The sequence below is a fragment of the Eubacterium sp. AF36-5BH genome, from assembly GCF_003460505.1.
GTDB lineage: Bacteria > Bacillota > Clostridia > Lachnospirales > Lachnospiraceae > Eubacterium_G.
Genome location: NZ_QTVG01000003.1, coordinates 199,750 through 225,739 on the forward strand (window position 1 = coordinate 199,750; position 25,990 = coordinate 225,739).

Genomic DNA, 25,990 nt, shown 5'->3' on the forward strand with positions numbered 1-25,990 from the left:
CTAGGGGCGTATAAAAATAGAGTGTTTTAAACGATAGGAAGCATTTCGTCTATGGAAGCGAGCATAGCTACAATCGCGAGAGATTGTCTGAAACCGCGAAGCGGTTGAGTTATCGGTAGCGATTGTTAATATGCGGCGCAGCGCAGATAGAAATGCGACATGTTTAAAACACTCTATTTTTATACGCCCCTGAGGGAGCGATTATTCAAAAGCTTTATATTTTTTTACAATATTCTATATCTTTTTCGATTTGAATTTTTAGTTCTTCTAAGTTTGGAAATGTTCTTTCCGGGCGGACGAACTCGTAAAACTCTACCTGGACGATTTCATTGTAAATGTATTCTTTGTAGTCTAGAATGTGTGTTTCTACTTTTATTTGGTTTCCACTTTCCACTGTTGGATTTACTCCGATGTTTGTTATTGATGCAAAGCGTTTTCCTTCTACATTTACAACTGTTTTGTACACTCCTTTTGGTGGTAAAAGTTTTGTTTTTTCTGGAATTATGTTTGCTGTTGGAAGTCCTATTTGCCTTCCTAGTTTTTTCCCTTCTTCAACTTTTCCAATAATTGTGTATGGATGGTTTAGCATATCATTAACTTCCTGCATTTTGCCTTCCACTATTTTTTCTCGAATGGCTGTACTGCTTATGTCTTTGTTATGATATTGCTCTTTTTCTACAACTATCAGATTGTAGCCATATTTTTTCTGATTATCTTTCAGAAATTGTACATTTCCTAATGCTTTTGTGCCAAATGTAAAATCAGGCCCACATACTATTGTTGTAGCACCTATTTTGTCCTTTAAAATTTCTTTTACAAATTGGTCAGGAGTCAATGCTAAAAATTCCTTTTTCATTGGCATTTTCATGTATACATCAATTCCATGGCTGTGACAAAGCATTTGCTTTTCGCTGTCTGTTACAATTGTTTTGTTGGCATTATTATCCAAAAAAGCTTTTGGTGATGTCTCAAAAGTCAACACAACTTTCTGTCTGCCATTAGCATTTTTTGTTATCTCATCTAATAGCTTTTCATGGCCTTTATGTATACCGTCAAATTTTCCAATTGTAACTATTGTATTTTTTAATTTTATATTATCATCAATAGATATACACTGCATATCTTCTCCTATTTTCGAATTTACAAAAACATCTTTATTGGTTTATAAATCTGCTTATCTGCAATAAACATGTATAAGCCTATAAATTTTCCATCATGTGTATATACTCTTACAGTCTGACCTTCTTTATGGTTCATTTTAAGAAGAGTATTTCCTGATGTAAATATGTTTCCATTGTATACTAATTTTTCCGCACTCTCTGATACCATGCACTTTGAATACATATCAAGCATTTCGTCTGCAGGTACAATGTAATCTTTCAAGGTTCCATTATCTCTAAATTCTTCAATTTGAGAAAGAGTAATTGAGTCCTCTACTTTAAATCTATCTACTCTGCTTCTTACCAAATGCTCCATGCAACCGCCAACACCTAAGTCCTTACCTATGTCATAACACAGTGTTCTTATGTATGTTCCTTTTGAACAGGTAACATGCATATTAACTCTTGGCAATTCCATACTTGTTACTGTAATGTCAATAATTTTACAATGTCTTGGTGGGCGTTCAATTACTTCGCCTCTTCTTGCCAGATTATATAATTTTTCCCCACCAATTTTTATAGCTGAAAACATCGGTGGAATCTGGTCATATTCTCCAATATAGCCTTTTACGGTTTTAAATACCTGATCCTCAGTTAATTTTTTTAAGTCCTCTTCACTTGCCTGACTTAAAACTTCTCCTGTTGTATCCTGTGTGTTTGTTTCTGTTCCAAGTAACAATGTTGCTTCGTAAGTTTTATCTTTTTCTGATAAAATATCGCACAACTTGGTTGCCTTGCCTAAACACACCGGTAAAACTCCAACTGCATTAGGATCGAGAGTTCCCATATGTCCTATCTTTTTTTGCTTTAATATACCTCTGAGCTTGGCAACTACATCGTGGGATGTAAACCCAGGCTCTTTGTATACATTTATAACTCCACTAATCATAACTTCACTCTTTACTTTTTATTAAATAACGTTATTGATTTTCTTCAACACTTTTTCAATAACATCTTCCAAGCTTCCTTCAATATCAAATCCGGCAGCTCTAACGTGACCGCCGCCGCCAAAGGATACAGCAATTTCACTTACATCTACATATCTTTTTGAACGAAGACTTGCTTTAAACTTATTTTCATCAAGCTGATATACAAACAAAGCAACTTCTACGCCGTCTACATTTCGTATTGCTCCAATTACAGCATCTAAATCACTTTTTGTTACGCCGTATTCTTCCATGGTTTCATTTGTACAGAAACCATAAATGCATTTGCCATCCATAGTTAAAACTGCTTCACTTTGGATTTTTGCAGTAACCATCATCTGTTTATATGTTTTTCTGAAGAAAGTTTCTTCTAAAATTTCATTTACTTCAACACCATGTTCAATCATGTTTGCGGCTATTCTCATAGTCTTAGGTGATGTAGACTGAAATCTGAAAACACCTGAATCATGGGCGATTCCCATATACATTGGCTCTGCAATGTCTTTGTCAAACAATTCATTATCTAACAAATCATATAACACTTCGCTGGCAGAACTTGCATCAGGCAAAATATAGTTGTAGTCACCATAAGCCGGATTACTTTTATGATGGTCGATACAGGCTGTTCTTTTTGCATTATCAAAAAAGCCCTGATTTTGTCCTAATCTGTCAAGACTTGCTGTATCTAATGATATAAACAAATCATAGACTGTTCCATCATAGCCTTCTGTTGAAATATCCTCTGTATTTTTGATTATTTTAAATTTATCATCAACACTTTCAAGATAAACCTGAACTGTTAAATCAGGTCTGTTTTTCTTTAAATAGTTATATAACGCCATACAAGACCCAACGCAATCGCCGTCAGGTCTTATATGACCGGCAATACCAATTGTTTTAGCATCACCAATAATTTCATTAATTTTTTTCATTTAATTCTCCATTACAAGTCATTCAAATATGGACTTTCGAAACACTTTCATTAAATCCTATTCTTCTGACTGTTCCTTAGCTTTCATGTCATCAATAATTTTTGACATTTTCATACCGTACTCAATAGATTCATCCATAATAAATCTAATTTCAGGAGTATTTCTTAAATTTACAGTTCTCGCAAGTTCTCTTCTAATAAAACCTGCTGCACTTTTTAAACCAGCCATTGTGTCGGCTTTTGCCTGCTCATCTCCTAACACGCTAATATATGCCTTGCATGTTTTTAAGTCAGGGGCAACTTCAACTCCTGTAACGGTAGTCATAATACCAACACGTGGGTCTTTCAACTCACGTATGATATTACTAAGTTCTCTTTGAACTTCACCATTTATTCTTGTATTCTTAATACTATTTTTTCTCATAATCATTCCAACTTTCTTTATACAAAAGATTGTCATACACTATATAAAATATCCATTTTTCATAAAATAAGCCATACCAATTTTGTTTAGACCTATTTTATGCCTGATATCAAAACCTATCTTGGAACTTCTACCATAATGTAAGCTTCTACCTGATCTAATTCAGCAATTTCGTTAAAGCCTTCAAATACAAGACCGCATTCGTAACCTGCTTTTACTTCCTTAACATCATCTTTGTATCTCTTAAGTGATGCAACAGGACCTTCGAAAATCTGCTTTCCGTCTCTTGTAATTCTAGCTGAACAGCCTCTCTGCATAAAGCCGTCTAATACGTAAGAACCACCGATGTTACCAACACCAGATGCCTTAAATATCTGACGGATTTCTGCATGACCAATAACTTTTTCTTCATAAATTGGCTCAAGCATACCCTTCATGGCTCTTTCAATGTCTTCAATAGCATTGTAAATTACAGAGTAAAGTCTTAAATCAACATTTTCATTGTTTGCTGTAATTTCAGCCTGTGTGTCAGGTTTTACGTTAAATCCTAAAATAATTGCATTTGATGTAGATGCTAAAATAACGTCTGATTCGTTAATTGCACCAACACCACCATGGATAATCTTAACTTCAACTTCATCATTTGAAAGTTTAAGTAAGCTCTGCTTAACTGCTTCAACTGAACCCTGAACGTCAGCCTTAACGATAATGTTAAGTTCTTTTAATTCACCGGCTTCAATCTGTGAGTTAAGATCATCAAGAGAAATTCTAAATTTATTAGATTCCATAAGTTTTGCCTTGCTGTCTTCAACGAATGTGTTAGCAAAGTCTTTTGCTTCTGAAGCTGTTTCTGTTGAAACGAAAACTTCACCTGCGTTTGGAACTCCGCTAAGACCTAAAATTTCAACAGGTGTTGAAGGACCGGCAGTCTTAATTCTATTTCCCTTATCATCTGTCATGGCTCTAACTTTACCATGGTTAGCTCCTGCTGCAATATGTGCACCTACTTTTAAAGTACCTTTCTGTACTAAAACTGTAGCTACAGGACCTTTACCTTTGTCAAGTTTTGCTTCAATAACAATACCTCTTGCCTGACGGTTTGGATTAGCCTTTAATTCTAATACGTCAGCCTGTAAAAGTACCATTTCAAGAAGATCGTCAATACCTTCTCTTGTGTGAGCTGAAACAGGAACCATTTCCACGTCTCCGCCCCAGTCAGATGCTAATAATTCATGTTCAGCAAGTCCCTGCTTAACTCTCTCAATATTTGCACCCGGCTTATCAATCTTGTTAATTGCAACAATTATTTCAATTCCTGCAGCCTTAGCATGGTTAATAGCTTCTACAGTCTGTGGCATAACACCATCATCAGCAGCTACAACTAAGATTGCAATATCTGTAGACTGTGCGCCACGCATACGCATTGATGTAAATGCTTCATGTCCCGGTGTATCAAGGAATGTAATTGTCTGGTCATTAATTTTTACAACTGAAGCACCGATATGCTGTGTAATACCACCTGCTTCACCTGAAATTACATTTGTTTCTCTAATTGCATCAAGAAGTGATGTTTTACCATGGTCTACGTGTCCCATAACACAAACTACAGGTGGACGTTTAACCATAAGTGATTCATCTTCTTCATCTTCTTTAAGAAGTTCTTCAATCATGTCTACTTTTTCTTCTTTTTCGCACATGATGTCATATCCTAAAGCGATTTCTTCTGCACTGTCAAAATCAATTTCTGTGTTAACAGTAACCATCTTTCCTTCTAAGAATAACTTCTTAATAAGTGTTGATGCTGTCATCTTCATCTTTTCTGCTAACTCGCCAATTGTAATAGCTTCAGGAACCTGAATAATCTTAATTTCTTCTTTCTTTTCTTCCTTCTTCTTTGGCTTTTCTAATGTAGGTTTAGAGAAATCACCCTTCTTGCCATTCTTACCTCTTCTGCCATCTTCGTAATTTTTCTTATTACGTTCCTGTCTATCCTGGCGGATTTTGTTTTCTCTATTCTTTCTGTTCTTATCCTGAATTGGTTCTGATGGGGCATCATTTCTGTCATTTCTTCTAAAGCCGCCTCTATCATTGTTTGGTCTGTTGCCATTATTTCCGTTTCTGAAATTGCCTCTGTCATTGTTTCTGTTTCCGTTGTTGTTTCTGTTGTCATTTCTGCCATTTCCGTTACGGTCTTTGTTGAAATTACGGTTGTCTTTACGATTTCCATTGTTTCTGTCGTTATTTCTGTCATTGTTTCTATCGTTGTTATATCTTCCGTTATTTCTGTTGTTATTTCTATTGTTGTTTCTGTTATCGTTTCTGTTGTTATTTCTGTCGTTGTTTCTATTATCGTTTCTATCGTTATTTCTATTGTCGTTTGAACGATTATCTCTCTGCTGTCTGTTGTTGTTTACCTGTCTGTTATTATTGTTTTCCTTAGGCTGTTGTTTATTATCAGCCGGTTTTGTTTCTCTCTGTGCCATTTTTTCCGTAGTATTTACCTCTTGAATTTTATTTTCTTTGTTTTCCACCTCTTTTACAGGTTCCTTTACAGGTTCCTTTACCACTTCTTTTGCCACTTCTTTTACTTCTACAGGTTTCTTTTCTTCTGCCTTAGGAGTAGTTTCTTTAGCCTGAACAGTTGTATCTTTTGGAGTTGTCTTTTCTTCAACTGCCTTTTCAACTGTTTCGTTAGGCTTAACATTTTCCTTTACTTCTTCTTTTACTTCAGAAGAATGTTTCGAACGATGTTTATGCTCTCCATCACTACTATGTCTACGTCTTCTTCTTTCACCTGTCTTAACAACACCTTTGCTTGTAATTAAAACTCTAGGTTTTGCCTTTTCTTCTTTTTTATTTTCAGATTTTGCTGAATGGAACTTCTTTTTCACAATTTCAATTGAAGCTTCGTCAATTGAACTTTGAGCTTTTACATCAATTCCTTTTTCTCCAAGCACTTCTATAATCTCTGAACTTTTTATATCTAATTCTTTGGCCAATTCATGTACTCTCATCTTTGACATATACTACCTCCGTCTAACTTTCTAACAATCTGTTGATGGTTTCACTAAATCCTCTGTCCGTTATGGCTATTGACGCACGACTGTCATTTCCAGTTGCCTCGCCTAATTCCTGCTTACTTCCGTAAACAAAACATGGAATCTTATAATATTTGCACTTGTTAAAAAACAGTTTCTTTGTATTATCTGAAGCTTCCTCTGAGACAATAACCAACCATGCCTTCTTTTGTTTTACCGCTTTTTCTACAGAAAATTCACCTGCAACAGTTTTTCCAGCCCTGGTTGCCAAGCCTATCATTGAAAAAACTTTATTCATTTGTATCTCCTAACTGTTCTTTTAATTTTTCAAAAATTTCACTGTCAACGGATACCTTTAATGTTTTTTCCAAAGCTTTTGTTTTCATGGCTTTTTCCAAACAATGCACATCTTCACATATATATGCACCTCTACCGTTTTGTTTTCCTGTTAAGTCAACAAAAACGTTGTTTTCCTTGTCTCTAACAATTCTTATTAGCTCTTTTTTTTCCTTTGACTGTCTGCAACCAATACATGTTCGCATTGGTATTTTTCTATTCTGCCCCATGCCATAATCTCCTATGTTCTAATTGAAGCCATCAGTTACTATTCTTCTGTTGATTCCTCTGATGCTTCTTCTACTGAATCAGCTTCTTCGCTTTCTTCATCATATTCATCATCGTAATATTCTCCGTCGTAGTATTCGTCATCGTAATACTCTCCATCATAATACTCGTCATCATCATAATAATCATCTTCATCGAAAACATACTGAATGCCTTCTTCTTTTGCCTGTGACTCACTCTTAATATCAATCTTAAAACCTGTAAGCTTAGCTGCAAGTCTTGCATTCTGTCCTTCTTTACCAATTGCTAATGATAACTGTAAATCAGGAACTACAACTAAAGCTTCCTTATTATCAGGATCTGCTAAAACTGCAATAACTTTTGATGGGCTTAATGCATTTTCAATTAAGATAGCTGGGTTTTCACTCCAGTTAATGATATCGATTTTTTCATCCTGTAATTCTTCAACTACTGCATTTACTCTTGCGCCGTTAATACCTACACAAGCTCCAACAGGATCAACTGCTTCATTATTTGACCAAACAGCCATCTTTGTTCTTGAACCTGCTTCTCTTGCAATGCTCTTAATTTCAACTGTTCCGTCCTGAATTTCTGTTACTTCCTGTTCGAATAATCTCTTAACAAGTCCCGGATGAGTTCTTGAAACATTAATTCTAGGTCCTCTACCATTATCTTTTACTTCAGTAATATATAATTTAATTTTATCATTTGGTCTAAAGTATTCTCCCTTAGACTGTTCTTTTTCCATTAATACAGTATCGATTTTTCCAATGTTTACGCTAATGTTCTTTCCGTTAATTCTCTGAACTGTACCTGTAATAATATCATCCTGCTTTTCATAATATTCTTCATAGAGACTCTTTCTTTCTTCTTCTCTAATCTTCTGTAAAATACCATTCTTAGCACTCTGTGTAGCAATACGACCAAAATCCTTTGACTGAATTTCTACATTAACTGAATCTCCAATGTCGTATGATGCCTTAATATTTCTTGCATCTTCCAATGAGATTTCACATACAGGATCCATAACTTCTTCAACTACTTCTTTCTGAGAATAAATATGGAAATCACCTGTTTCTCTATCCATTGTTACTGCTACGTTATCTGCTTTATTAAAGTTGTTCTTGTAAGCAACTACCAAGTTACTTTCAATAGCTTCAAATAAAGACTCCTTGCTAATACCTTTTTCCTTTTCCAACACGTCTAATGCTGCAATTAATTCATTGTTCATCTTTCCAATATCCTCCTAAAAATCAATAGTTAATCTAACAAGTGAAACATTCACTCTATCAAGAGCAATCTCACTTCCATCTTCATCTTCTATAGTAATTGTATCCTTGTCATAAGATTTCAATAAACCTACATACTGTTTGTTTCCGTTAAGGCTTCTATATAAATGTACTTCAATTTCCTCGCCAATACTTCTGTCAAAATCTCTGTCTTTTTTCAGTGGGCGACCAAGTCCTGGTGAACTTACTTCTAATATGTAAGCATCGCTAATAAAGTCTTCTTCGTCAAGTAAATCACTTAACTTACGGCTTACGCCTTCTAAATCATTAATTGTGATTCCACCCGGCTTATCAATAAAAGCTCTTAAATACCAGTTGCTTCCTTCTTTAACATATTCCACATCTACCATTTCATACCCTTTTTCTTCAACAATGGGTAACAGTAGTGCTTCTGTCTTTGCTTCGTATTCTTCTTTTCTAGACACCTTAACCTCCTTATTTGACTTTGCTGTGTTTGTTAGTATCTTTTATTATAAAGAACATTTTCTAATGTTCTTTGAAAAATTTAACTACATAACAAAGAGCGAACCTTTGCGGTTCGCTCCTTCTACGCTAGTCAATATTCACTACATAGTATACGACGTTATTATTTTCCTGTCAACCCCTGTAAAAATCGTAACTTTCATTGTAAAATTCATCTGCAACTTTCAGCTGCCTTCATTGATTCCAACTTTTATATCTGTTAAAATTATAATATTTATTCTTAACTTTAATATTGTGCAATCTTATCTGACTACTATCTTACATTTTCAAAAATATCTATTTTTGTATGTTTGATAAACTGCTCATAAAATTTTAACCCTAATACCGGAAAGAATTTTGAAGTAAAGTTCATAAACTTTGCATCTTTTCCTACTATTATTCTATTTTTCTGTTTTATTATCTTTTTTATAATCTTTGCAGCAACTTTATCAACATTATTTGCAATAATTTTCATCAACTTGCTTTCTGTCTTGTAATATTGACTTCTAAATATGTCTGTCATTATAAATCCCGGACACACATATCCTATGTACATTTCTCTTCCAAGTTCCCCTATTAAAGTTTCTGTATAAGCTTTAACTGCGGCTTTGCTTGCACTATAGACACCTGTTCCAACTAAAGGTGCAAGCGCTCCTGAACTTGATACATTAACAATCCCTGCCATAGTGGACTTTCTTAATATAGGTAGCATTGCGTTAATGGAATATCTGCAACTGTTAAAATTAACGTCCATGCATCTCTTAACCTGCTCTTCCGTATAATTAACTGACTTCTCAAAAGGTAATAACATACCTGCATTATTAATTAGCAAATCAACGTTTATATTATTATAAGTAAGTTCTTCTCTAAATGTATTCCAATTTTCTTCCTGGCTCACGTCAAAAATCCAATATTTAAACTGATCTCTTAAATAAGACAGTTCTTCTATTAAACTTTTCATTTTTTCTTCAGATTGTCCAATTCCTAAAACCATACATCCATGCTCTCTGATTAGCTGTAGCGTCATGGCTCTTCCTAATCCTGAGGATGCCCCTGTTATAAGAATTGTTTTTCCGTATATCCAGTCCATAAATTAAATCCTTTCAAAAATCACTTGCAAAAATCCCTTTTGCTGTTTATAATAATACAGTAACATTTTTCAGGCTCGTTGGTCAAGTGGTTAAGACGCCGCCCTCTCAAGGCGGAATCACGGGTTCAATTCCCGTACGAGCTGTTTTTTATGCCCTTATTTTAAGGGCTTTTCTTGTATTTAAAACTATTCGTGTGATATTTCGTGTGATATTTCGTGTGATATTTTCCGTTGCATTTTGCAATGTATAAAGCAACACGATTTTTTCAATTTTGATACAAATGTTATAGCACTTGCAATAATTGTAAAATTTAGCAATATTTTTGTAATTTTTTCTTTACTTATAACAATTTTGTGATATAATATTCATTGTTAGCTCGAGTGGTCTTAGTTAATAATTGGGTTCGATTCCCATATGAGTTATTTTTCTTTTTGTTTTATTATTATTTTTATTTTTTTCATTTTACATCTTTTTTAAAAGATGTATTTTCCTTTTAGTTAGCACTGCTACCGAACATTCGGTATGCAGTGCTTTTTCTTTGTCTTTTATTTTATAAAAATTCAAAATTTCAAATTTCAAACTTAAAATTAAATTTAAATTTATAATTCAAAATTAAATTTGAAATTTGAAACTCATAAAATTAAAAATCAAAAATAGACAACTGACTGTCTTCAGGCATTCCTTCTAACAATCCCAAATCTGACATTGTATCTATTACTGTTTTACTTAACTTACTTTTCTGTCTTAAATCATTTTTAGAAACAAATGGTCCATTCTGATTTCCAACTGCTTCTACTAAAGCATCTGCCGCTTTTTCTCCAAGTCCTTCAATAGAATCCAAGCTAGGCATTAACTTACCATCTATTATCTGGAACTCATGAGCCTTTGCAGTATAAATATCCAACGGTAAGAACTCAAATCCTCTTGCATACATTTCCTGAACAATCTTCATGTCACCTAAAGAATCTTCATCTTTCTTAGATGCTTCATGATTATTCTTCTTACGTTTTAAATCTGCCATAAAGTATTCAAGTTTTTCTTTTCCCTGACACATTGTTTCATAGTCAAAAGCTTTTGCTCGAATTCCAAAATATGCTGCATAATATGCCAATGGGTGATACACCTTGTACCAGGCAACACGTAAAGCCATCATAATGTAAGCAGCCGCATGTGCCTTAGGGAACATATACTTAATCTTTTTACATGACCAAATATACCATTCAGGTACATTATGTTCACGCATTACATCTTCTTCCTTCCTGTCTTCTCCTGTTTCCTTGTCTGTAAAAGTAAGAAGACCTCTACCCTTTCTAACATGTTCCATAATATCAAAACTTACCTGTGGCTCTATACCTTTATCCATTAGGTAAACCATAATATCATCTCTAGTACATATAGCAGTAGAAATTGTACACTTGCCTTCCTGAATAAGTGTCTGTGCATTACCCAGCCACACGTCAGTACCATGAGACAAGCCTGCAAGTCTAACTAAATCGGCAATTTTTGTAGGTTTAGTATCTACTAACATTTGAATAACGAAATCTGTTCCCAGTTCAGGTAAACCAAGGGAACCTGTTGGACAGCCGTCAATGTCATCGCTTGTAATTCCTAAAGCCTCAGGGCCAAGGAATAATGACATTACATTTTTGTCATCAAAAGGCACATCCGTTTGAACATTAGTGTTTGTTAGTTTTTCAAGTCGACGAATCATTGTTGGATCATCATGTCCGAGAATATCTAACTTTAACAGGTTTGCATCAATTGCATGGTATTCAAAATGAGTAGTTATTGTATCTACCGTCATATCGTTAGCTGGTTTCTGTATTGGCGTAAATTCATATATTTCCTTATCCCTTGGAACAATAACAATTCCACCAGGATGCTGACCTGTACTTCTACGGATTCCTGTACAGCCTCTTGCTATTCTGTCAATTTCCGCAGTACGCTTAATCTCGTTATGGTCATCGTAATAATTTTTCACATAACCAAATGCAGTTTTCTCGGCTACACCTGCGTATGTTCCCGCTCTAAATGTGTGGCCCTTACCAAACATAACTTCTGTATACGCATGTGCATTTCCCTGGTATTCACCGGAGAAGTTAAGGTCGATATCCGGTTCCTTTGTACCACCAAATCCAAGGAATGTTTCAAAAGGAATTTCCAAGCCATCCTTATGAAGTTTTTCTCCACAGTGTGGACATACTGCATCAGGCAAGTCAAATCCAAGACCACCCTCTGCTCTTTCCTCTTTAATTGTTGCCTGAATCTTTTTAATTTCATCTATAGGTGTCCCTTCAGGTGCTCTGTACTCATCCTCAAAAAATGAACTTTTGCACTTCTCACAATAATAGTGCGGGGCTAAAGGATTACATTCTGTAATACCTGACATTGTAGCTGCAAAAGATGAACCAACAGATCCTCTTGAACCTACCAAATATCCATCTTCATTTGATTTCCAAACTAATCGCTGAGCCATAATGTACATAACCGCATAACCGTTACCAATAATAGAATCCAGTTCAATTTCCAATCTATCTTCAACAATTTTCGGTAAATCTTCGCCGTAAATTTCATGAGCTTTTTGGAAACAGATATTTCTCAGGTTTTCTTCCGAATTATCAAGAACCGGTGGACATTTATCAGGATGAATTGGTGAAATATTTTCTATCATATCTGCAATCTTGTTTGGATTTGTAATTACAACTTCTTCTGCTAAATCACTACCCAAATAATCAAACTCGCCAAGCATCTCATCTGTTGTTCTCAAATATAAAGGTGCCTGATTATCTGCATCTTTAAATCCGTTGCCATACTGTATGATTCTACGATAAATTTCATCTTCCGGATCCATAAAATGAACATCACATGTAGCAACTGTTATTTTATTAAATTTTCTTCCCAGTTCAATTATCTTCCTGTTAATCTCTCTTAGTTCTTCCCTTGAATCAACTAAGAATTTTTTCTTATTATCTATATCAGGATTACCTGTTTTTAACATAAACTCATTGTTGCCTAAAGGTTGAATTTCAAAATAATCATAAAATTCTGCTAACCTTGCAATTTCCTGCTGAGTTCTTCCATGTAATATAGCCTGATATAATTCACCTGCCTCACAGGCACTTCCAATCATCAGACCTTCGCTGTATTTTAAATAATCACTTTTTAATATACGTGGTCTTTTGTTGGCAAAAGTATCTATATGGGAAATAGATACTAACTTATATAAATTAACTCTTCCTGTCTGGTTTTTAACCAAAATAATTGCGTGATGTGCAGGAAGCTTATTTATAAGATTGTCTGACTTTTTTCCTTCTTTGTTTACTTCATCAAGATTATTAATTCCTTTATCCTTTAACATCTTACAAAGTTTTAGGAAAATAAGAGCTGTACACTCTGCATCATCTACAGCTCTATGGTGATTTTCAAGAACAATTCCCAATGCCTTGGCAACTCTGTCTAATTTGTATTTTCCAAGTCCTATAATCAAATATCTTGACATTGCAACTGTATCAACGATTGTAAAATCACATGGCAAGCCAATTCTCTCGCAATTAGCTGCAATAAAACTCATGTCAAAGTCTGCATTGTGGGCAACCATTACTGAGCCTTCGCAAAATTCCATAAATGAAGGTAAAATTTCTTCTATCTTAGGAGCATCAATAACCATATTGTCATTAATACTTGTTAATTTTTCAATTCTAAGAGGTATAGGTATTTCAGGATTAACAAATGTACTAAAACGGTCAATTATTTTTCCATTTTGTACCTTTACAGCTCCAATTTCAATAATCCTGTCACTTTTTGCACTAAATCCTGTTGTTTCCAAGTCGAATACAACGTATGTGTCATCTAAGCTCTGACCTCTGGGATTAACAATCATATCTTTCAAGTCATCTACCAGATAAGCTTCAACACCATATATTACCTTAAAGTCACAATCTTTTCCTACCTTTGAACATTCCTTCTTAATGTCACAATACTCATGCCAGGCATCGGGAAATGCCTGTACTACGCCATGGTCTGTTATGGCAATCGCTCTATGTCCCCATTCATAAGCACGTCTTACTAAATCGCTACAGTTACTTACACCATCCATATCACTCATTTTGGTATGACAATGAAGTTCCACTCTTTTTTCCACTGCAGTATCTTTTCTCTTTTCAGTTGAAAACGGCTGTATAACCTTCATACCATCCACACGGCTGATTTCCACCTGTCTGTCATAGGTGTCATACATCGCAACACCTTTGATTCTTACAAAAGTATTCTTTTTTACCTTTGAAGTAAATTCCTTCTTGGCATTTTCATCTCCTAAGAAAATCTTTACTGCAATACTATCTGTGAAATCTGTTATCTCTAAGCTGACAAGGTATTTTCCTGATCTTAATTCTCTGTCATCCATGGTCATAACCTGACCTTTAACCACACACTCGCCTGTTCCCTCAAACACATCACATAAGGCTGTGTCTGAATCAAATTTAAAGTCTCTTCCGTATGCCACTTCAGGATTATCTGAATATGTAGCCTTTTTAAGTCTTTTAGGTCTCTCTTCTACCTTCTTTGCTTCCTCCGGTTGCTTCTCTTCATTTTTGCTTAAAAGAACATCCACTTCATTTTTCAAACGTTTAGCGTTTCGTTTAGCGTATCTATTTCCGTCAATGGCATGCTTTTTGATTTTAACTTCTAAAGGCATACTAAATCTGTCTCTAAAAATTCTCTCAATTGTATCCTTTAAAGTTTTCATTCTGGCTTCCGAAATAATACTTGATTCCAGATTAATAACCAGTCTGCCTTTCTCATCAAAGGATGTTGGTGCCTTCTTTAACATAGTAGCAATTATGGGACTATGTTCATTTAATTCAAGCACAATACTATCCTTATATATTTCAAATAAGTTTTCCGTTGTATACTGAGCAGACAAATAATATTTCTCTATAATTTCTATACCTATCTTTTTGCCTGTTCTTAAAGTTCTTGCTAATTCTTCCCTAATTTTGAAAATAGCAGACTTTTCAATAAGTCTGCTGCTTTCAATATAGATTCTTATTTTGGTATGTTCTGTATTAGTAACAATTCTCGTTATATCTACTAATTCTAAAATACCTCGTAATTCATCATTTAACTGAAGATTATCAAAAACTTCTAAAAAGTTCTTTTTTGCCAATTTAATTCCTCCAGTTTTTTAATTCCTTTTCCAGTGTGTTTAATAATTCGTTTTCAGGAACTCTCTTTACTATTTCGCCCTTTTTAATCAAAAGACCTTCTCCTTTTCCTCCTGCTATTCCAAGATCAGCTTCTCTTGCCTCACCGGGTCCATTAACCACACATCCCATTACAGCAACTTTAATGTCTAAGTCATACTTTGACACCATTTTTTCCACTTGTTTTGCCAAACCAATTAAATCAATTTGAGTTCTACCACAAGTAGGACATGAAACAACTGATATGCCACCTTTTCTTAAACCTAATGTTTTTAAAATAAGTTTGGCACTGGCAATTTCCTCAACCGGATTATCAGTAAGGGATACTCTGATTGTATCGCCAATTCCCTGATTTAAAATAAGGCCCAGTCCTATGGCTGACTTAATATTTCCTGATGTAACTGTTCCTGATTCTGTAATTCCAACATGTAGTGGATAATTAGTCTTTGTAGCTATTAATTCATGGGCTTTAACACACATCATTACATCAGAAGATTTAATACTGATAACAAGATTATCATAACCTAAATCTTCGATTGTTTTTACTTTGTCTAAAGCGCTTTCAACTAAACCTTCCGCTGTAACCTTACCATATTTTTCTAAAATATCTTTTTCTAACGAGCCACTGTTTACACCAACTCTAATAGGAATATTTTTCGCCTTAGCCACTTCCACTACAGCCTTAACCTTGTCTACAGAGCCAATGTTTCCCGGATTAATACGAATCTTGTCAGCTCCGTTTTCCATGGCAGCAATGGCAAGCCTATAATCAAAATGTATATCTGCTACAAGTGGTATTGAAATCTGCTTTTTAATTTCCGCAATTGCCTTAGCAGCTTCCATTGTTGGAACCGCACATCTGATAATATCACATCCACTAGCCTCTAATTCTTTTATTTGAGCTACTGTAGCTTCCACATCTTCAGTCTTTGTGTTAGTCATTGACTGAATCATTATTGGATTTCCTCCACCAATAACTTTATTTCCAATTCTAATTACTTTCGTATTATCTCTATACATAATCTTCACCTATCCGATAAATCATAATTTAAATTAATTTTCTAATATCATTAAATAATAAAAATACCATTAATGCCATTAATAAAATAAATCCAATGAAATGTATCATACCTTCCTTATCCTTTGGAATCTTCTTCCTAGTGATAACCTCAATAATATATAAGAATAATCTTCCACCGTCTAATGCAGGTAATGGTAATAAATTCATTACACCTAAGTTGGCACTTAACATTATTGCCAAATTAATCAAGGATAAAATAGTTACAGTTGTTCCCTGAGACTTAGCTGTTGAATAAGTATTGCCAATTACATTAACAATACCAACAGGTCCGGAAATTTCGTTTGCTGATACCTTTCCTGTAACTAACATTTTTAAGCTCTTTAAAACTGTTGCTATTTCGTATCTTACATCTGTAAAGCTGTACTTGATTACGCCGCCTATAGACTGTTTTTCTCTTCCAATGTTGTAATCAAAGCCCCTGCTTGCAATCTTTGTCATTATAGGTTTAACAGTTACATTTACAGTTTTTCCTTTTCTGTCCAAAGTAATCTTAACTTCATTTTCACCAAAAGGATGCTCTGTTAAATAATCGTTTATGTCATTGCCTGTTTTGATTGCAGTGCCGTCAATTTCAGTAACTACGTCTCCTGCCTGAACGCCCGCCTTAAAGAACGCTGAACCTCTTGTTACCTGAGTTATTTCAGCTTCTGCATCGCTTGGTGCATACTGCATACCTACTATATATCTTTTTTCAATTTCAGGTGAATACTTAATTGTCTTTGTCTCACCATTTCTAACAAAAGATACTGTTATGTCGTCACCGTTTAATGGATTAACATAATCTTCTAAGTATATTTCTCTTCCAAGTGTTGCATGAGCGCCATTATACTTAACGATTCTGTCTCCCTGTCTAAGTCCTGCTTCATACGCCGGTGACGCCTTGTCAACATTTGTAACATATGATACATCCGCACCCTTTGCTCCTATTACAATAAACGCAAGTAAAAGAGCTAATATGAAATTAAAAAACGGACCTGCAAATACTATTGCCATTCTCGCCCAGATTGATTTTGAATTAAAAGAGCCTTCCTCTTCGTTATCTTCATCTTCTCCAAGCATTGCACAGGAACCACCTAAAGGTAAAATCTTTAAGGAATATCTTGTGCCGCTTTTTGCAACTTTACTTAAAATTCTAGGTCCCATACCTACTGAAAATTCATTTACAAATACACCGTTTTTCTTTGCCACAATAAAATGACCAAATTCATGTATTAAAACTAATAAGCCAAAAATTATTAATGCTATAATTATACTGATTGCTGTCTCCATTAATTACCACCTTTTCTCAATGAGTTCATAAGCCCATCCCTCTATTTCTAATATTTGTTCTACTGTCGGATTCTCAAGTGCTTTGTGATTTTCCATACAGTATTGTATTATGTCTGTTATTTCCAGAAAACTAATTTCCCTGTTTAAAAACTTTGCAACTGCCTTTTCATTTGCTGCATTAAATACTGTTGGCATTGAGCCACCGATTCTACCTGCTTCAAAAGCCATTTTTAGACCAACAAAATTATTTAAGTCAGGTTCCTCAAAAGTTATCTGACCAATTTTTGCAAAGTCCAGTCTGTCACCTGATAAATATCTTCTTTCAGGATAGTATAATGCATACTGAATTGGAAGCCTCATATCAGGAGTTCCTAGTTGCGCTATAACTGCCCCATCCTTAAACTGCACCATGGAGTGTATAATACTCTGTGGTTGAACTATTGGTTTTACATTGTCAATGTCCACGTTAAATAACCATTTTGCCTCAATTACTTCAAGTCCTTTATTAACCATTGTAGCAGAGTCGATGGTTATTTTTTGTCCCATAGACCAATTTGGATGTTTTAAGGCATCCTCAACTTTAACATTTTTCATCTGTTCTCTTGTGTAGCCTCTAAATGGTCCACCTGATGCTGTTAATAAAATCTTATCAATTTCCTTTGGATTTTCTCCGTTTAATGACTGAAAAATTGCACTGTGTTCACTGTCAACCGGCAATATTTTAACACCATTATCTTTTGCAGCCTTCATTACCAAATGACCTGCTGTAACAAGAGTTTCCTTGTTAGCTAGTGCAATATCCTTCTTTGCCTTAATTGCCTCTAATGTTGGTCTTATTCCAATCATGCCAACAAATGCCGTTACTACTATTTCGGCACTTTTTATTGTAGCCGCCTCTATCAAGCCATCCATGCCTGTTACTACTTTTGTATTAGTATCATTTATGGCTGTTTTTAAATTCTTCGCTGCTTCCTCGTTATAGACGCAAACCAATTCAGGATTGAATTCCCTAACCTGCTCTTCTAACGCTTTAATATTTGAGCCTGCAGCAATTGCCACAACGTTTAAATCATCATTTGCTCTAACTATATCTAAAGTCTGTGTTCCTATTGAACCTGTAGAGCCTAAAATTGAAATATTCTTCATTTATCTTTCCTCTAAAAATTTAAAACAATTGTATTAATATCCAAATAATTGGTGCCACATAAATAACACTGTCAAATCTATCCATAATTCCGCCATGTCCCGGAATTAATTTTCCGTAATCCTTGATATCATGATTACGCTTAATTGCTGACGCTGCCAAATCGCCAATCATAGAAATTAATGCACCTATGGCACATATAATTGCACACGCAATTACAGGATTAATACTTAAGTTAATTTTATCTGAAAATACTGCTGCATAAATTGCACCTAACGCCGCTGCTCCAACTACACCGCCAACAGCACCCTCAACTGACTTTTTAGGGCTTAAAACCGGTGCCATCTTATGTTTTCCAAAAGCTACGCCTGCAACATACGCACATGTGTCACTTGCCCATGAGCATAAGAAAATCAACCAAACTAAATAAGTTCCGTTTTCTCCATTTCTCACTAAATAAATATATGACAATAGTATTCCGCCATATAACATACACATTATTGCATTTGAAATTTCCTCTGTTTTATATTTAGGAAACATAAATACATATTCTGCCAATAAGCAAATTAAAAATACAACAAGTAATGTAATTACATAATCTTCTTTTCCTATGTAAATCAACGCATAATAAACTATTAACGCAATATATCCTGTAATACCCGGTAGTTTATTTTCCAAGCCTAACACTTTATACAATTCATACAAAGCTGCAACTGACAAAAACATATTAAAGAAAAATAAAATGTTTCCTCCCGGTATAATTGTCACAAGAATAAGTGCAACTAAAACAATGCCACTAATTAATCTTGTAAAAAAAGATTTATTTGCAAATTTACTTAAAACCATTTTACTTAACTCCTCCAAAACGTCTGTCACGCTGATTGTATTTTACTATTGCTTTCTTTAGTTCTTCTTTGTTGAAATCAGGCCATAATACATCTGTAAAATAAAATTCTGTATATGCTAACTGCCACAATAAATAATTAGATAATCTGATTTCTCCACTTGTTCTAATCAACAAATCAGGATCAGGAATTCCTCTTGTGTCTAAATAACTGCTAATTGTATCTTCTGTTATATCCTCAGGATTTAACTTTCCTTCCTTACAGTCCATTGCCATCTTTGTTGTAGCTCTTCTTATTTCGTCTCTGCTACCATAATTAAGTGCAATAATAAATGTTATGCCATCATTATATTTTGAACACTCTTCTAATTCATTGATTTTGGCAACAATATCGTCATCTAATCTTGTTTTATCGCCAATAACCATACAACGCATATTATTCTTATTTGCTCTTTCTATACAGTCCGATAAATACTTTCTAAGAAGTTTCATAAGTGCATCCACTTCATCCTGTGGTCTGTTCCAATTCTCTGTTGAAAAAGCATACATTGTTATATATTTAATACCAATATCATGTGCATCTTCGAGTATTTTTTCTACTGTTCTTGCACCTGCGGCATGTCCTGCTTTTCTAGGTAAAAATCTCTTTTTTGCCCATCTGCCATTTCCATCAAGAATAATGGCAACATGATTTGGAATGTTCATTCCTGTTAAATCAATTTTCTCTGCCATCCCGGTCTCCTTACTCATTTATAAGTTCTTTCAATAACTGAAAATAGAGGAAACGCACCGTTTCCTCTTTGTCATTAATTCAAAATTAAACTGTCATGATTTCTTTTGACTTAGCATCAATTGCATCATCAATCTTCTTTACATATGCATCTGTGCTCTTTTGAACATCATCTTCATATCCCTTAATTTCATCTTCTGAAATTGAATCTTCTTTTCCTTTTTTCTTAATTGCATCAATTGCATCTCTTCTTATGTTTCTGATTGCAACTTTTGCATTTTCGCCTTTTTTCTTAATATCCTTTGCAAGTTCTTTTCTTCTCTCTTCTGTTAATTCAGGATATACAAGTCTGATAACTGTTCCATCATTAGTTGGTGTAATACCAATGTCTGATGCCATAAGTGCGTGTTCAATATCACCTAAAATTGAAGGATCAAATGGCTTAATGGCAATTACTCTTGCTTCCGGTACGGATATGTTACCTACCTGCTGAAGTGGTGTAGGTGCTCCGTAGTAATCAACTGTAATTCTGTCTAACACTCTTGGATTAGCTCTACCTGCTCTAATTGCTCCAAATTCGTCATCCAAATTTTTTAAAGACTTCTCCATTTTTTCTTCGTAAGTCATTAATAATTCTTCCATAATAAATAATCTCCTTAAAAGTTTTTTCTTAAATATCTTAATCTGCAATATTCTTATTCTACTGTAATTTTTGTACCAATCTTTTCGCCTGAAACTGCTTTATTAATACTGTCTTCTTCGTTGAGACCAAACAATAACATTGGCATTTTGTTTTCCATTGCAAGAACACTTGCAGCTAAATCAATTACACCAAGTCTGTCGTCAACAATCTTTGAAATAGGTAATTCATCATATTTCTTTGCATTAGGATTAACTGCAGGATCACTGTCATAAACTCCGTCAATTGCCTTAGCTCCTAAAATACAATCTGCTTCAATTTCAATTGCACGAAGGACCATAGTCATATCTGTTGAAAAATATGGATGTCCTGTACCGCCTGCAAAAAATACAACCTTACCTGCATTTAAATCTGCAACAGCTTCATCTTTTGAGAAAAGTTTTGTCCAAGTTCCACATAAGAACGGTGTATATACATTAGTATCCATACCTTCTGTTCTAAATATTTCAGAAACATACATGCAATTCATAATTGTTGCCAACATACCAATCCCGTCTGCCTTTGGTCTGTCAATCTTATTGCTTGTACGTCCTCTCCAAAAGTTACCACCACCGATAACAATTGCAACCTGAACCCCTTTATCTACTATAACCTTTACCTGCTTTGCAACAGCCACACAGGTTTCTTCATCAAAACCTGTCTTCTTATCTCCTGCCAAAGCTTCACCACTTAATTTAAGTAAAACTCTATTCATTCTTCTCACCTAGTCCTTTATTAGTATTTACACAAATAAAAGACGTAAACACAAAATAAATTTTGCATTTACATTCCTTTCTTTATTTATAACCGATTTTAGTCAAAACCTAGAATTAGAATACCATATATCAAGTAAAAAATAAAGATTAATATATACTCTTTCAACGCAGATTTTTTAGGTTGATTTTCTATATATTTGTTTATCGCTTCTACAAATTTCTGTTCAGGCGCTCTATGATATGGATTATACATTTTAATAATCTTTGTTTTGTCCCACTGGAACCGGAAACCACACTTAATCTTTCAATTATATGGAAAAGATATCAAATATTTAGCGGTGCCTCAAAGGAATTTTTAGACAGATTAAAAGAGCGTTTAAAAAGACAGTAGTGAGTTAAATTTCACTACTGTTTTCTTCTATTGTTGTCTCAATTTCTTTTGTTGTTTCAGACTCTGTATTCTTTGTTTCCGTTTCAGGATTTTTTGTTTCAGGTTGAGCTTTTGTGGTTTGCTCTTCCTTTGTCTTATCCTTACTTTTATGTTTAGTTTCTTTTTTCTTTTTAGCTTTTTTTGTCTCCACTTCTTTTTTTGATTTTAACTTTAGATTCTCCGCTGTTAAAATTCTTCTTGCTGCACATGGACTTCCTACCGCACTAATTACCATACCGACTTTTCTATTGGCGGAATGTATTACTTTTCCATTTCCAATATAAATTGCCACATGACTGATTCTGTTTTTATCTCTTTTGTCTGTGTGATAAAAAACCAAATCTCCGGACTTTAATTTGTTTAATGAGACTGCGCTTCCGTTTTTTGCCTGTTCTGCTGCTGTTCTGTTAAGATAACGACCGAACTTTCTAAAAACAGACTGTACAAATCCTGAACAGTCAGCGCCTCTTGTTAAGCTTGTACCACCCCAAACGTATCTGTTTCCAAGGAATTTTGAAGCATACTTTATCAAGTCCCTTGCTTCACCTTTTTTAGGCAAATCTTTTTCGGCCAGACTATAACCAACAATACCACCAGTCCACTGGGTATCTACCATCTCATCATACTCCTCAGAAGTATATACTTTTTCTTTTTGTACCTTCAAAGTCATTTGTCCTGCCGGAATCCACCCTGTTACTGCTTCAGACCTTTTTATTTTTACCCATTTTTCATTTTTGCTAATTTCAACAATAGGATATTCTGTCTTTTTGTAAGCCACACCTATTGATGCTGCCTTCTTGTTGCCGTCTTTTCTTATAGCTACGTTTTCTGACTTTATTTTTGCAATTACATGCTCTGTTCTAAGTAGCACTTTTTTAGCTTCTTTTCCCTTTACAACATACTTGCTCTCAATGTAGCCTTCTACTTTACCTGACTTGATTTTAGTCCACTCTTTACCTGATTCTACGACCTTTACAACGCATCCTTCAAGAGCAACTCCTGCCTCATCGCTTGCCATGGATTTATCCTTGTAAACTTCTGCTATATCGTCATCAATATCATCTATCTCTTCGAAAGATTTATCATCGTAAACTCTAACAATTTTTAATTTTTTATATTTTTTGCCATATAGTGGTTGTTTCTTTTTTGTTTTAGTTTTCTTAGTCTTAGTCACTTTTTTTGTTTTAGCTACTTCTGCCTGTGTTGTTGTTGTTTGAACTTCCTTACTTGACGTTGTTTTTCCATTATGCCCAATTAATACAATTGTTCCAATCGCAACTGCAAACACCACCAAAATACCAACTGCTTTTATTACAGTTTTCTTATCAAAACTTAATTTATTTATTTTTTCTTTTATAAAATTCATTCTCTTTATTTCTACTTCCCATTTTTTATATAATTTCATCACAAAAAAATCAATTTTCACCTCTCTTTTTAAATGGGTGAAAACGACCTATGTTAATTAACTCTATTGCCATCATCTTTTTTAGATTTATTATAAAAATCCGTTATTTTATCCATACTATTAATCACTATCTACTAATATAATAACGTTTTCTAATATATTCAACAGTTTTCATAAAATTTTTATTTTTTATTTTTAATGGTGAACATTCATTCGATTTGTGTTATACTCTTTTTATGATTAATTTAGAAAAAACCAAGATTATACTTGCTTCTCAGTCGCCAAGACGCAGCGAGCTTATGAAGCAGGCAGGTTATGAATTTGAAATAATTGCGTCTAACATGGAAGAAGTTATAACAAAAACTGAACCGGAGGCAGTTGTGGAAGAACTGTCATTTCAAAAAGCTGACAATGTTCTTAACATGATTTTGAAATCTGTAGATTTGTCTCTTATGGCTTTTGGTGGTTTATCCCTTATGGTTACTGGAGCCGATACAATTGTTTGCAGTAACGGCAATATTCTCGGCAAGCCTAAGAATCATAATGAAGCATATAATATGATTGATTCCATTCAGGGAAATACCCATCAGGTATATACAGGTGTTACTGCTATTGTGTACGATTTTGACACACAGGCAAGGAGACATATAACTTTCAGCGATTGTACTCAGGTGCATTTGTATCCAATGTCATCTCAGGAAATTAACGACTATATCAACACAGGTGACTGTTATGACAAAGCCGGAGGATATGGTATACAGAGTAATTTTGCAGTATATGTTAAGGAAATCAGTGGAGATTATAATAATGTTGTAGGGCTTCCAATTAGTAAGTTGTACCACGAACTTCAAAAGCTTTAGAAGCTATCAACTTTAGAAGATATTAGCTTTAGACGATTATTACTTTTAGAAGATATTAATTTTAGAGAATTATTAATTTTAGGAGATATTGTTTTGTCAGAGAAATATTATTTATGTATTGATTTGAAATCATTCTATGCATCAGTTGAGTGCATTGAATTAGGGCTTGATCCCATGACAACTAATTTAGTTGTTGCAGATAAAGAGCGAACAGATAAAACCATTTGTCTGGCAATTACACCTGCAATGAAAGCTCTCGGCATAAAAAACCGTTGCCGATTGTTTGAAATTCCTAAGAATGTTGAATATATTACTGTTGTTCCCCGTATGAAAAGATACATTGATTACTCCGCAGATATTTACAGTATTTATCTTAAATATATTTCAAAAGATGATATCCACGTTTACTCAATTGATGAGGCGTTTATGGACGTTACCAATTATCTTGCCCTTTATCAAATGGATGCAATTACACTTGGGCGTACAATAATGGAAGATATTTACAACACTTTTGGCTTACGGGCAACCTGTGGAGTTGGCACTAATATGTACTTAGCCAAAATTGCTTTGGATATCACAGCAAAACATTCACCTGATTTCATCGGCTTTTTGGATGAAGATTTATACAAAGAAACTCTTTGGGATCACACTCCACTAACTGACTTTTGGCGTGTAGGTCCGGGGACTGTAAGGCGTCTTGCCACAATGGGTATTTATACCATGAAAGATATTGCAGAAGCTAACGAGGACGTACTTTACAATGCTTTTGGTGTTGACGCGGAGCTTTTAATAGACCATGCTTTTGGCATTGAGCCAACTACCATGTACCAAATCAAGCATTACAAGCCACAAAGTAACTGTTTAACAAGTGGTCAGGTTCTTATGTGTGATTACAATTTTGATGATGGTCTTCTTGTAGTTAAGGAAATGGTTGATGCTCTTTGTCTTGATTTGGTTGATCAGGAACTTGTTACAGGCTCGGTAACTTTGCATGTAGGTTACTCTAATGCCCTTAACATGAAACCTGCTCATGGTACAGCAAGACTTGATATCAACACTAATTCAGACTTACTTATTATTCCAGCCGTTACCAATCTATACAGGGAAATCATAAGACCTAACATTGGCATAAGAAGAATTAACATTACATTTAATAATGTTATGCCTGAAGGTTACACTCAGTATACTTTCTTTATGGACATTGAAGCTTTGGAACGGAATAAGAAAATTCAAAAAGCAATGATTGAAATCAAGTCAAAATTTGGAAAGAATGCCGTTCTTAAGGGAATGGATTTACAAAAAAATGCCACTGCTATTGAGAGAAACCGACAAATTGGTGGTCATAAAAGTGGTGAAAATTAAGGAGAAAGTCATGCCATCTAAACCAAAACAAAAAATGCCAATAGAGGAACGTGCCAAACAGTTTATGCCTTTTTCAGCTTTAAAAGGTCTTGAGGAAGCCTTAGCTTCCAAAGAGAAAATCATCGTTCCCAAAAAAGAACTTACACAAGACTATGCCGAAGAACTTAATCTTAAACTTAAAAGTTTAAAAGCAGGTTCTATTATAACAGTTGTCTACTACTGCAAAGAGGAATATATCAAACTTACAGGTATGATTGCTAAAATCAATTACGACAGCAGAATCATACAAATTGTAAACACCAAAATTCCTTTTGATGATTTACTAGACATAATAATAGCTGATTAAATGTATATTACACTAAA

The 25,990-nt window shown here is 34.4% G+C and carries 22 protein-coding genes and 1 tRNA gene; 4 read left to right on the forward strand and 19 right to left on the reverse strand.

Annotation, left to right across the window (positions count from 1 at the left end):
* Window positions 1-214 precede the first annotated feature (214 nt).
* The 10 genes from DW006_RS03830 to DW006_RS03875 form a co-directional block, all read right to left on the reverse strand.
* The gene (locus DW006_RS03830) at window positions 215-1,120 is read right to left on the reverse strand and encodes a bifunctional riboflavin kinase/FAD synthetase (protein WP_117999125.1); all 906 of its coding nucleotides are present in this window, start codon (window positions 1,118-1,120) and stop codon (window positions 215-217) included.
* Window positions 1,121-1,140: 20 nt separating this feature from the next.
* Window positions 1,141-2,049 carry a tRNA pseudouridine(55) synthase TruB gene (gene truB, locus DW006_RS03835; RefSeq protein ID WP_117999126.1) on the reverse strand — a complete coding sequence of 303 codons (909 nt, stop codon included), beginning with the start codon at window positions 2,047-2,049 and terminating at the stop codon, window positions 1,141-1,143.
* 21 nt (window positions 2,050-2,070) lie between these two features.
* Window positions 2,071-3,018 carry a bifunctional oligoribonuclease/PAP phosphatase NrnA gene (locus DW006_RS03840; protein WP_117999127.1) on the reverse strand — a complete coding sequence of 316 codons (948 nt, stop codon included), beginning with the start codon at window positions 3,016-3,018 and terminating at the stop codon, window positions 2,071-2,073.
* A 57-nt stretch (window positions 3,019-3,075) separates the two neighbouring features.
* The gene (gene rbfA / locus DW006_RS03845) at window positions 3,076-3,441 is read right to left on the reverse strand and encodes a 30S ribosome-binding factor RbfA (protein WP_117999221.1); all 366 of its coding nucleotides are present in this window, start codon (window positions 3,439-3,441) and stop codon (window positions 3,076-3,078) included.
* A gap of 116 nt (window positions 3,442-3,557) precedes the next feature.
* On the reverse strand, window positions 3,558-6,464 hold the full coding sequence (infB, locus tag DW006_RS03850; protein WP_117999128.1) for a translation initiation factor IF-2: 2,907 nt from the start codon (window positions 6,462-6,464) through the stop codon (window positions 3,558-3,560).
* A 13-nt stretch (window positions 6,465-6,477) separates the two neighbouring features.
* Window positions 6,478-6,777, reverse strand: a complete 300-nt coding sequence (locus tag DW006_RS03855) for a ribosomal L7Ae/L30e/S12e/Gadd45 family protein (RefSeq protein ID WP_022165186.1) — start codon at window positions 6,775-6,777, stop codon at window positions 6,478-6,480.
* On the reverse strand, window positions 6,770-7,045 hold the full coding sequence (locus DW006_RS03860; RefSeq protein ID WP_022165185.1) for a YlxR family protein: 276 nt from the start codon (window positions 7,043-7,045) through the stop codon (window positions 6,770-6,772). The genes DW006_RS03855 and DW006_RS03860 overlap by 8 nt, the downstream gene beginning before the upstream one ends.
* 38 nt (window positions 7,046-7,083) lie before the next feature.
* Window positions 7,084-8,295, reverse strand: a complete 1,212-nt coding sequence (gene nusA, locus DW006_RS03865) for a transcription termination factor NusA (RefSeq protein ID WP_117999129.1) — start codon at window positions 8,293-8,295, stop codon at window positions 7,084-7,086.
* A 15-nt stretch (window positions 8,296-8,310) separates the two neighbouring features.
* The gene (rimP, locus tag DW006_RS03870) at window positions 8,311-8,778 is read right to left on the reverse strand and encodes a ribosome maturation factor RimP (protein WP_022165183.1); all 468 of its coding nucleotides are present in this window, start codon (window positions 8,776-8,778) and stop codon (window positions 8,311-8,313) included.
* Between the two features lie 311 nt (window positions 8,779-9,089).
* On the reverse strand, window positions 9,090-9,905 hold the full coding sequence (locus DW006_RS03875) for an SDR family NAD(P)-dependent oxidoreductase (protein WP_022165182.1): 816 nt from the start codon (window positions 9,903-9,905) through the stop codon (window positions 9,090-9,092).
* A gap of 72 nt (window positions 9,906-9,977) precedes the next feature.
* Between DW006_RS03875 and DW006_RS03880 the strand changes: the two genes are divergently transcribed.
* A tRNA-Glu gene (locus DW006_RS03880) sits at window positions 9,978-10,049 on the forward strand.
* A gap of 497 nt (window positions 10,050-10,546) precedes the next feature.
* On the opposite strand, the gene DW006_RS03885 is transcribed toward DW006_RS03880, so the two are convergent.
* The 9 genes from DW006_RS03885 to DW006_RS03925 form a co-directional block, all read right to left on the reverse strand.
* Window positions 10,547-15,076, reverse strand: coding sequence for a PolC-type DNA polymerase III (locus tag DW006_RS03885; RefSeq protein WP_347475052.1), 4,530 nt, complete (start codon window positions 15,074-15,076; stop codon window positions 10,547-10,549).
* The gene (gene ispG, locus DW006_RS03890) at window positions 15,072-16,127 is read right to left on the reverse strand and encodes a flavodoxin-dependent (E)-4-hydroxy-3-methylbut-2-enyl-diphosphate synthase (protein WP_117999131.1); all 1,056 of its coding nucleotides are present in this window, start codon (window positions 16,125-16,127) and stop codon (window positions 15,072-15,074) included. Before ispG ends, DW006_RS03885 begins: the two co-directional genes overlap by 5 nt.
* Before the next feature lie 28 nt (window positions 16,128-16,155).
* Window positions 16,156-17,457, reverse strand: coding sequence for a site-2 protease family protein (locus tag DW006_RS03895; RefSeq protein WP_117999132.1), 1,302 nt, complete (start codon window positions 17,455-17,457; stop codon window positions 16,156-16,158).
* A 3-nt stretch (window positions 17,458-17,460) separates the two neighbouring features.
* Window positions 17,461-18,603 (reverse strand): 1-deoxy-D-xylulose-5-phosphate reductoisomerase, encoded by a 1,143-nt coding sequence (locus DW006_RS03900; RefSeq protein ID WP_022164958.1) that lies wholly within the window; start codon window positions 18,601-18,603, stop codon window positions 17,461-17,463.
* Window positions 18,604-18,622: 19 nt separating this feature from the next.
* Window positions 18,623-19,447, reverse strand: coding sequence for a phosphatidate cytidylyltransferase (locus DW006_RS03905; protein WP_022164959.1), 825 nt, complete (start codon window positions 19,445-19,447; stop codon window positions 18,623-18,625).
* Between the two features lies 1 nt (window position 19,448).
* On the reverse strand, window positions 19,449-20,177 hold the full coding sequence (locus tag DW006_RS03910; RefSeq protein ID WP_278286605.1) for an isoprenyl transferase: 729 nt from the start codon (window positions 20,175-20,177) through the stop codon (window positions 19,449-19,451).
* 85 nt (window positions 20,178-20,262) lie between these two features.
* Window positions 20,263-20,817 (reverse strand): ribosome recycling factor, encoded by a 555-nt coding sequence (gene frr / locus DW006_RS03915; protein ID WP_022164961.1) that lies wholly within the window; start codon window positions 20,815-20,817, stop codon window positions 20,263-20,265.
* Window positions 20,818-20,870: 53 nt separating this feature from the next.
* Window positions 20,871-21,569 (reverse strand): UMP kinase, encoded by a 699-nt coding sequence (gene pyrH, locus DW006_RS03920; RefSeq protein WP_117999134.1) that lies wholly within the window; start codon window positions 21,567-21,569, stop codon window positions 20,871-20,873.
* 396 nt (window positions 21,570-21,965) lie between these two features.
* A complete protein-coding gene (locus tag DW006_RS03925) occupies window positions 21,966-23,405 on the reverse strand; it encodes a C40 family peptidase (RefSeq protein WP_117999135.1) in 1,440 nt (479 codons plus the stop codon).
* A 236-nt stretch (window positions 23,406-23,641) separates the two neighbouring features.
* On the opposite strand from DW006_RS03925, the gene DW006_RS03930 reads away from it, so the two are divergent.
* The 3 genes from DW006_RS03930 (at window position 23,642) to DW006_RS03940 (ending at window position 25,973) form a co-directional block, all read left to right on the forward strand.
* Window positions 23,642-24,265 (forward strand): Maf family protein, encoded by a 624-nt coding sequence (locus DW006_RS03930; protein ID WP_117999136.1) that lies wholly within the window; start codon window positions 23,642-23,644, stop codon window positions 24,263-24,265.
* Between the two features lie 93 nt (window positions 24,266-24,358).
* A complete protein-coding gene (locus tag DW006_RS03935; RefSeq protein WP_022165058.1) occupies window positions 24,359-25,627 on the forward strand; it encodes an impB/MucB/SamB family protein in 1,269 nt (422 codons plus the stop codon).
* A 10-nt stretch (window positions 25,628-25,637) separates the two neighbouring features.
* Complete coding sequence (locus DW006_RS03940; protein ID WP_117999137.1) at window positions 25,638-25,973, forward strand: YolD-like family protein; 336 nt, start codon at window positions 25,638-25,640, stop codon at window positions 25,971-25,973.
* The last annotated feature ends 17 nt before the right edge of the window (window positions 25,974-25,990 follow it).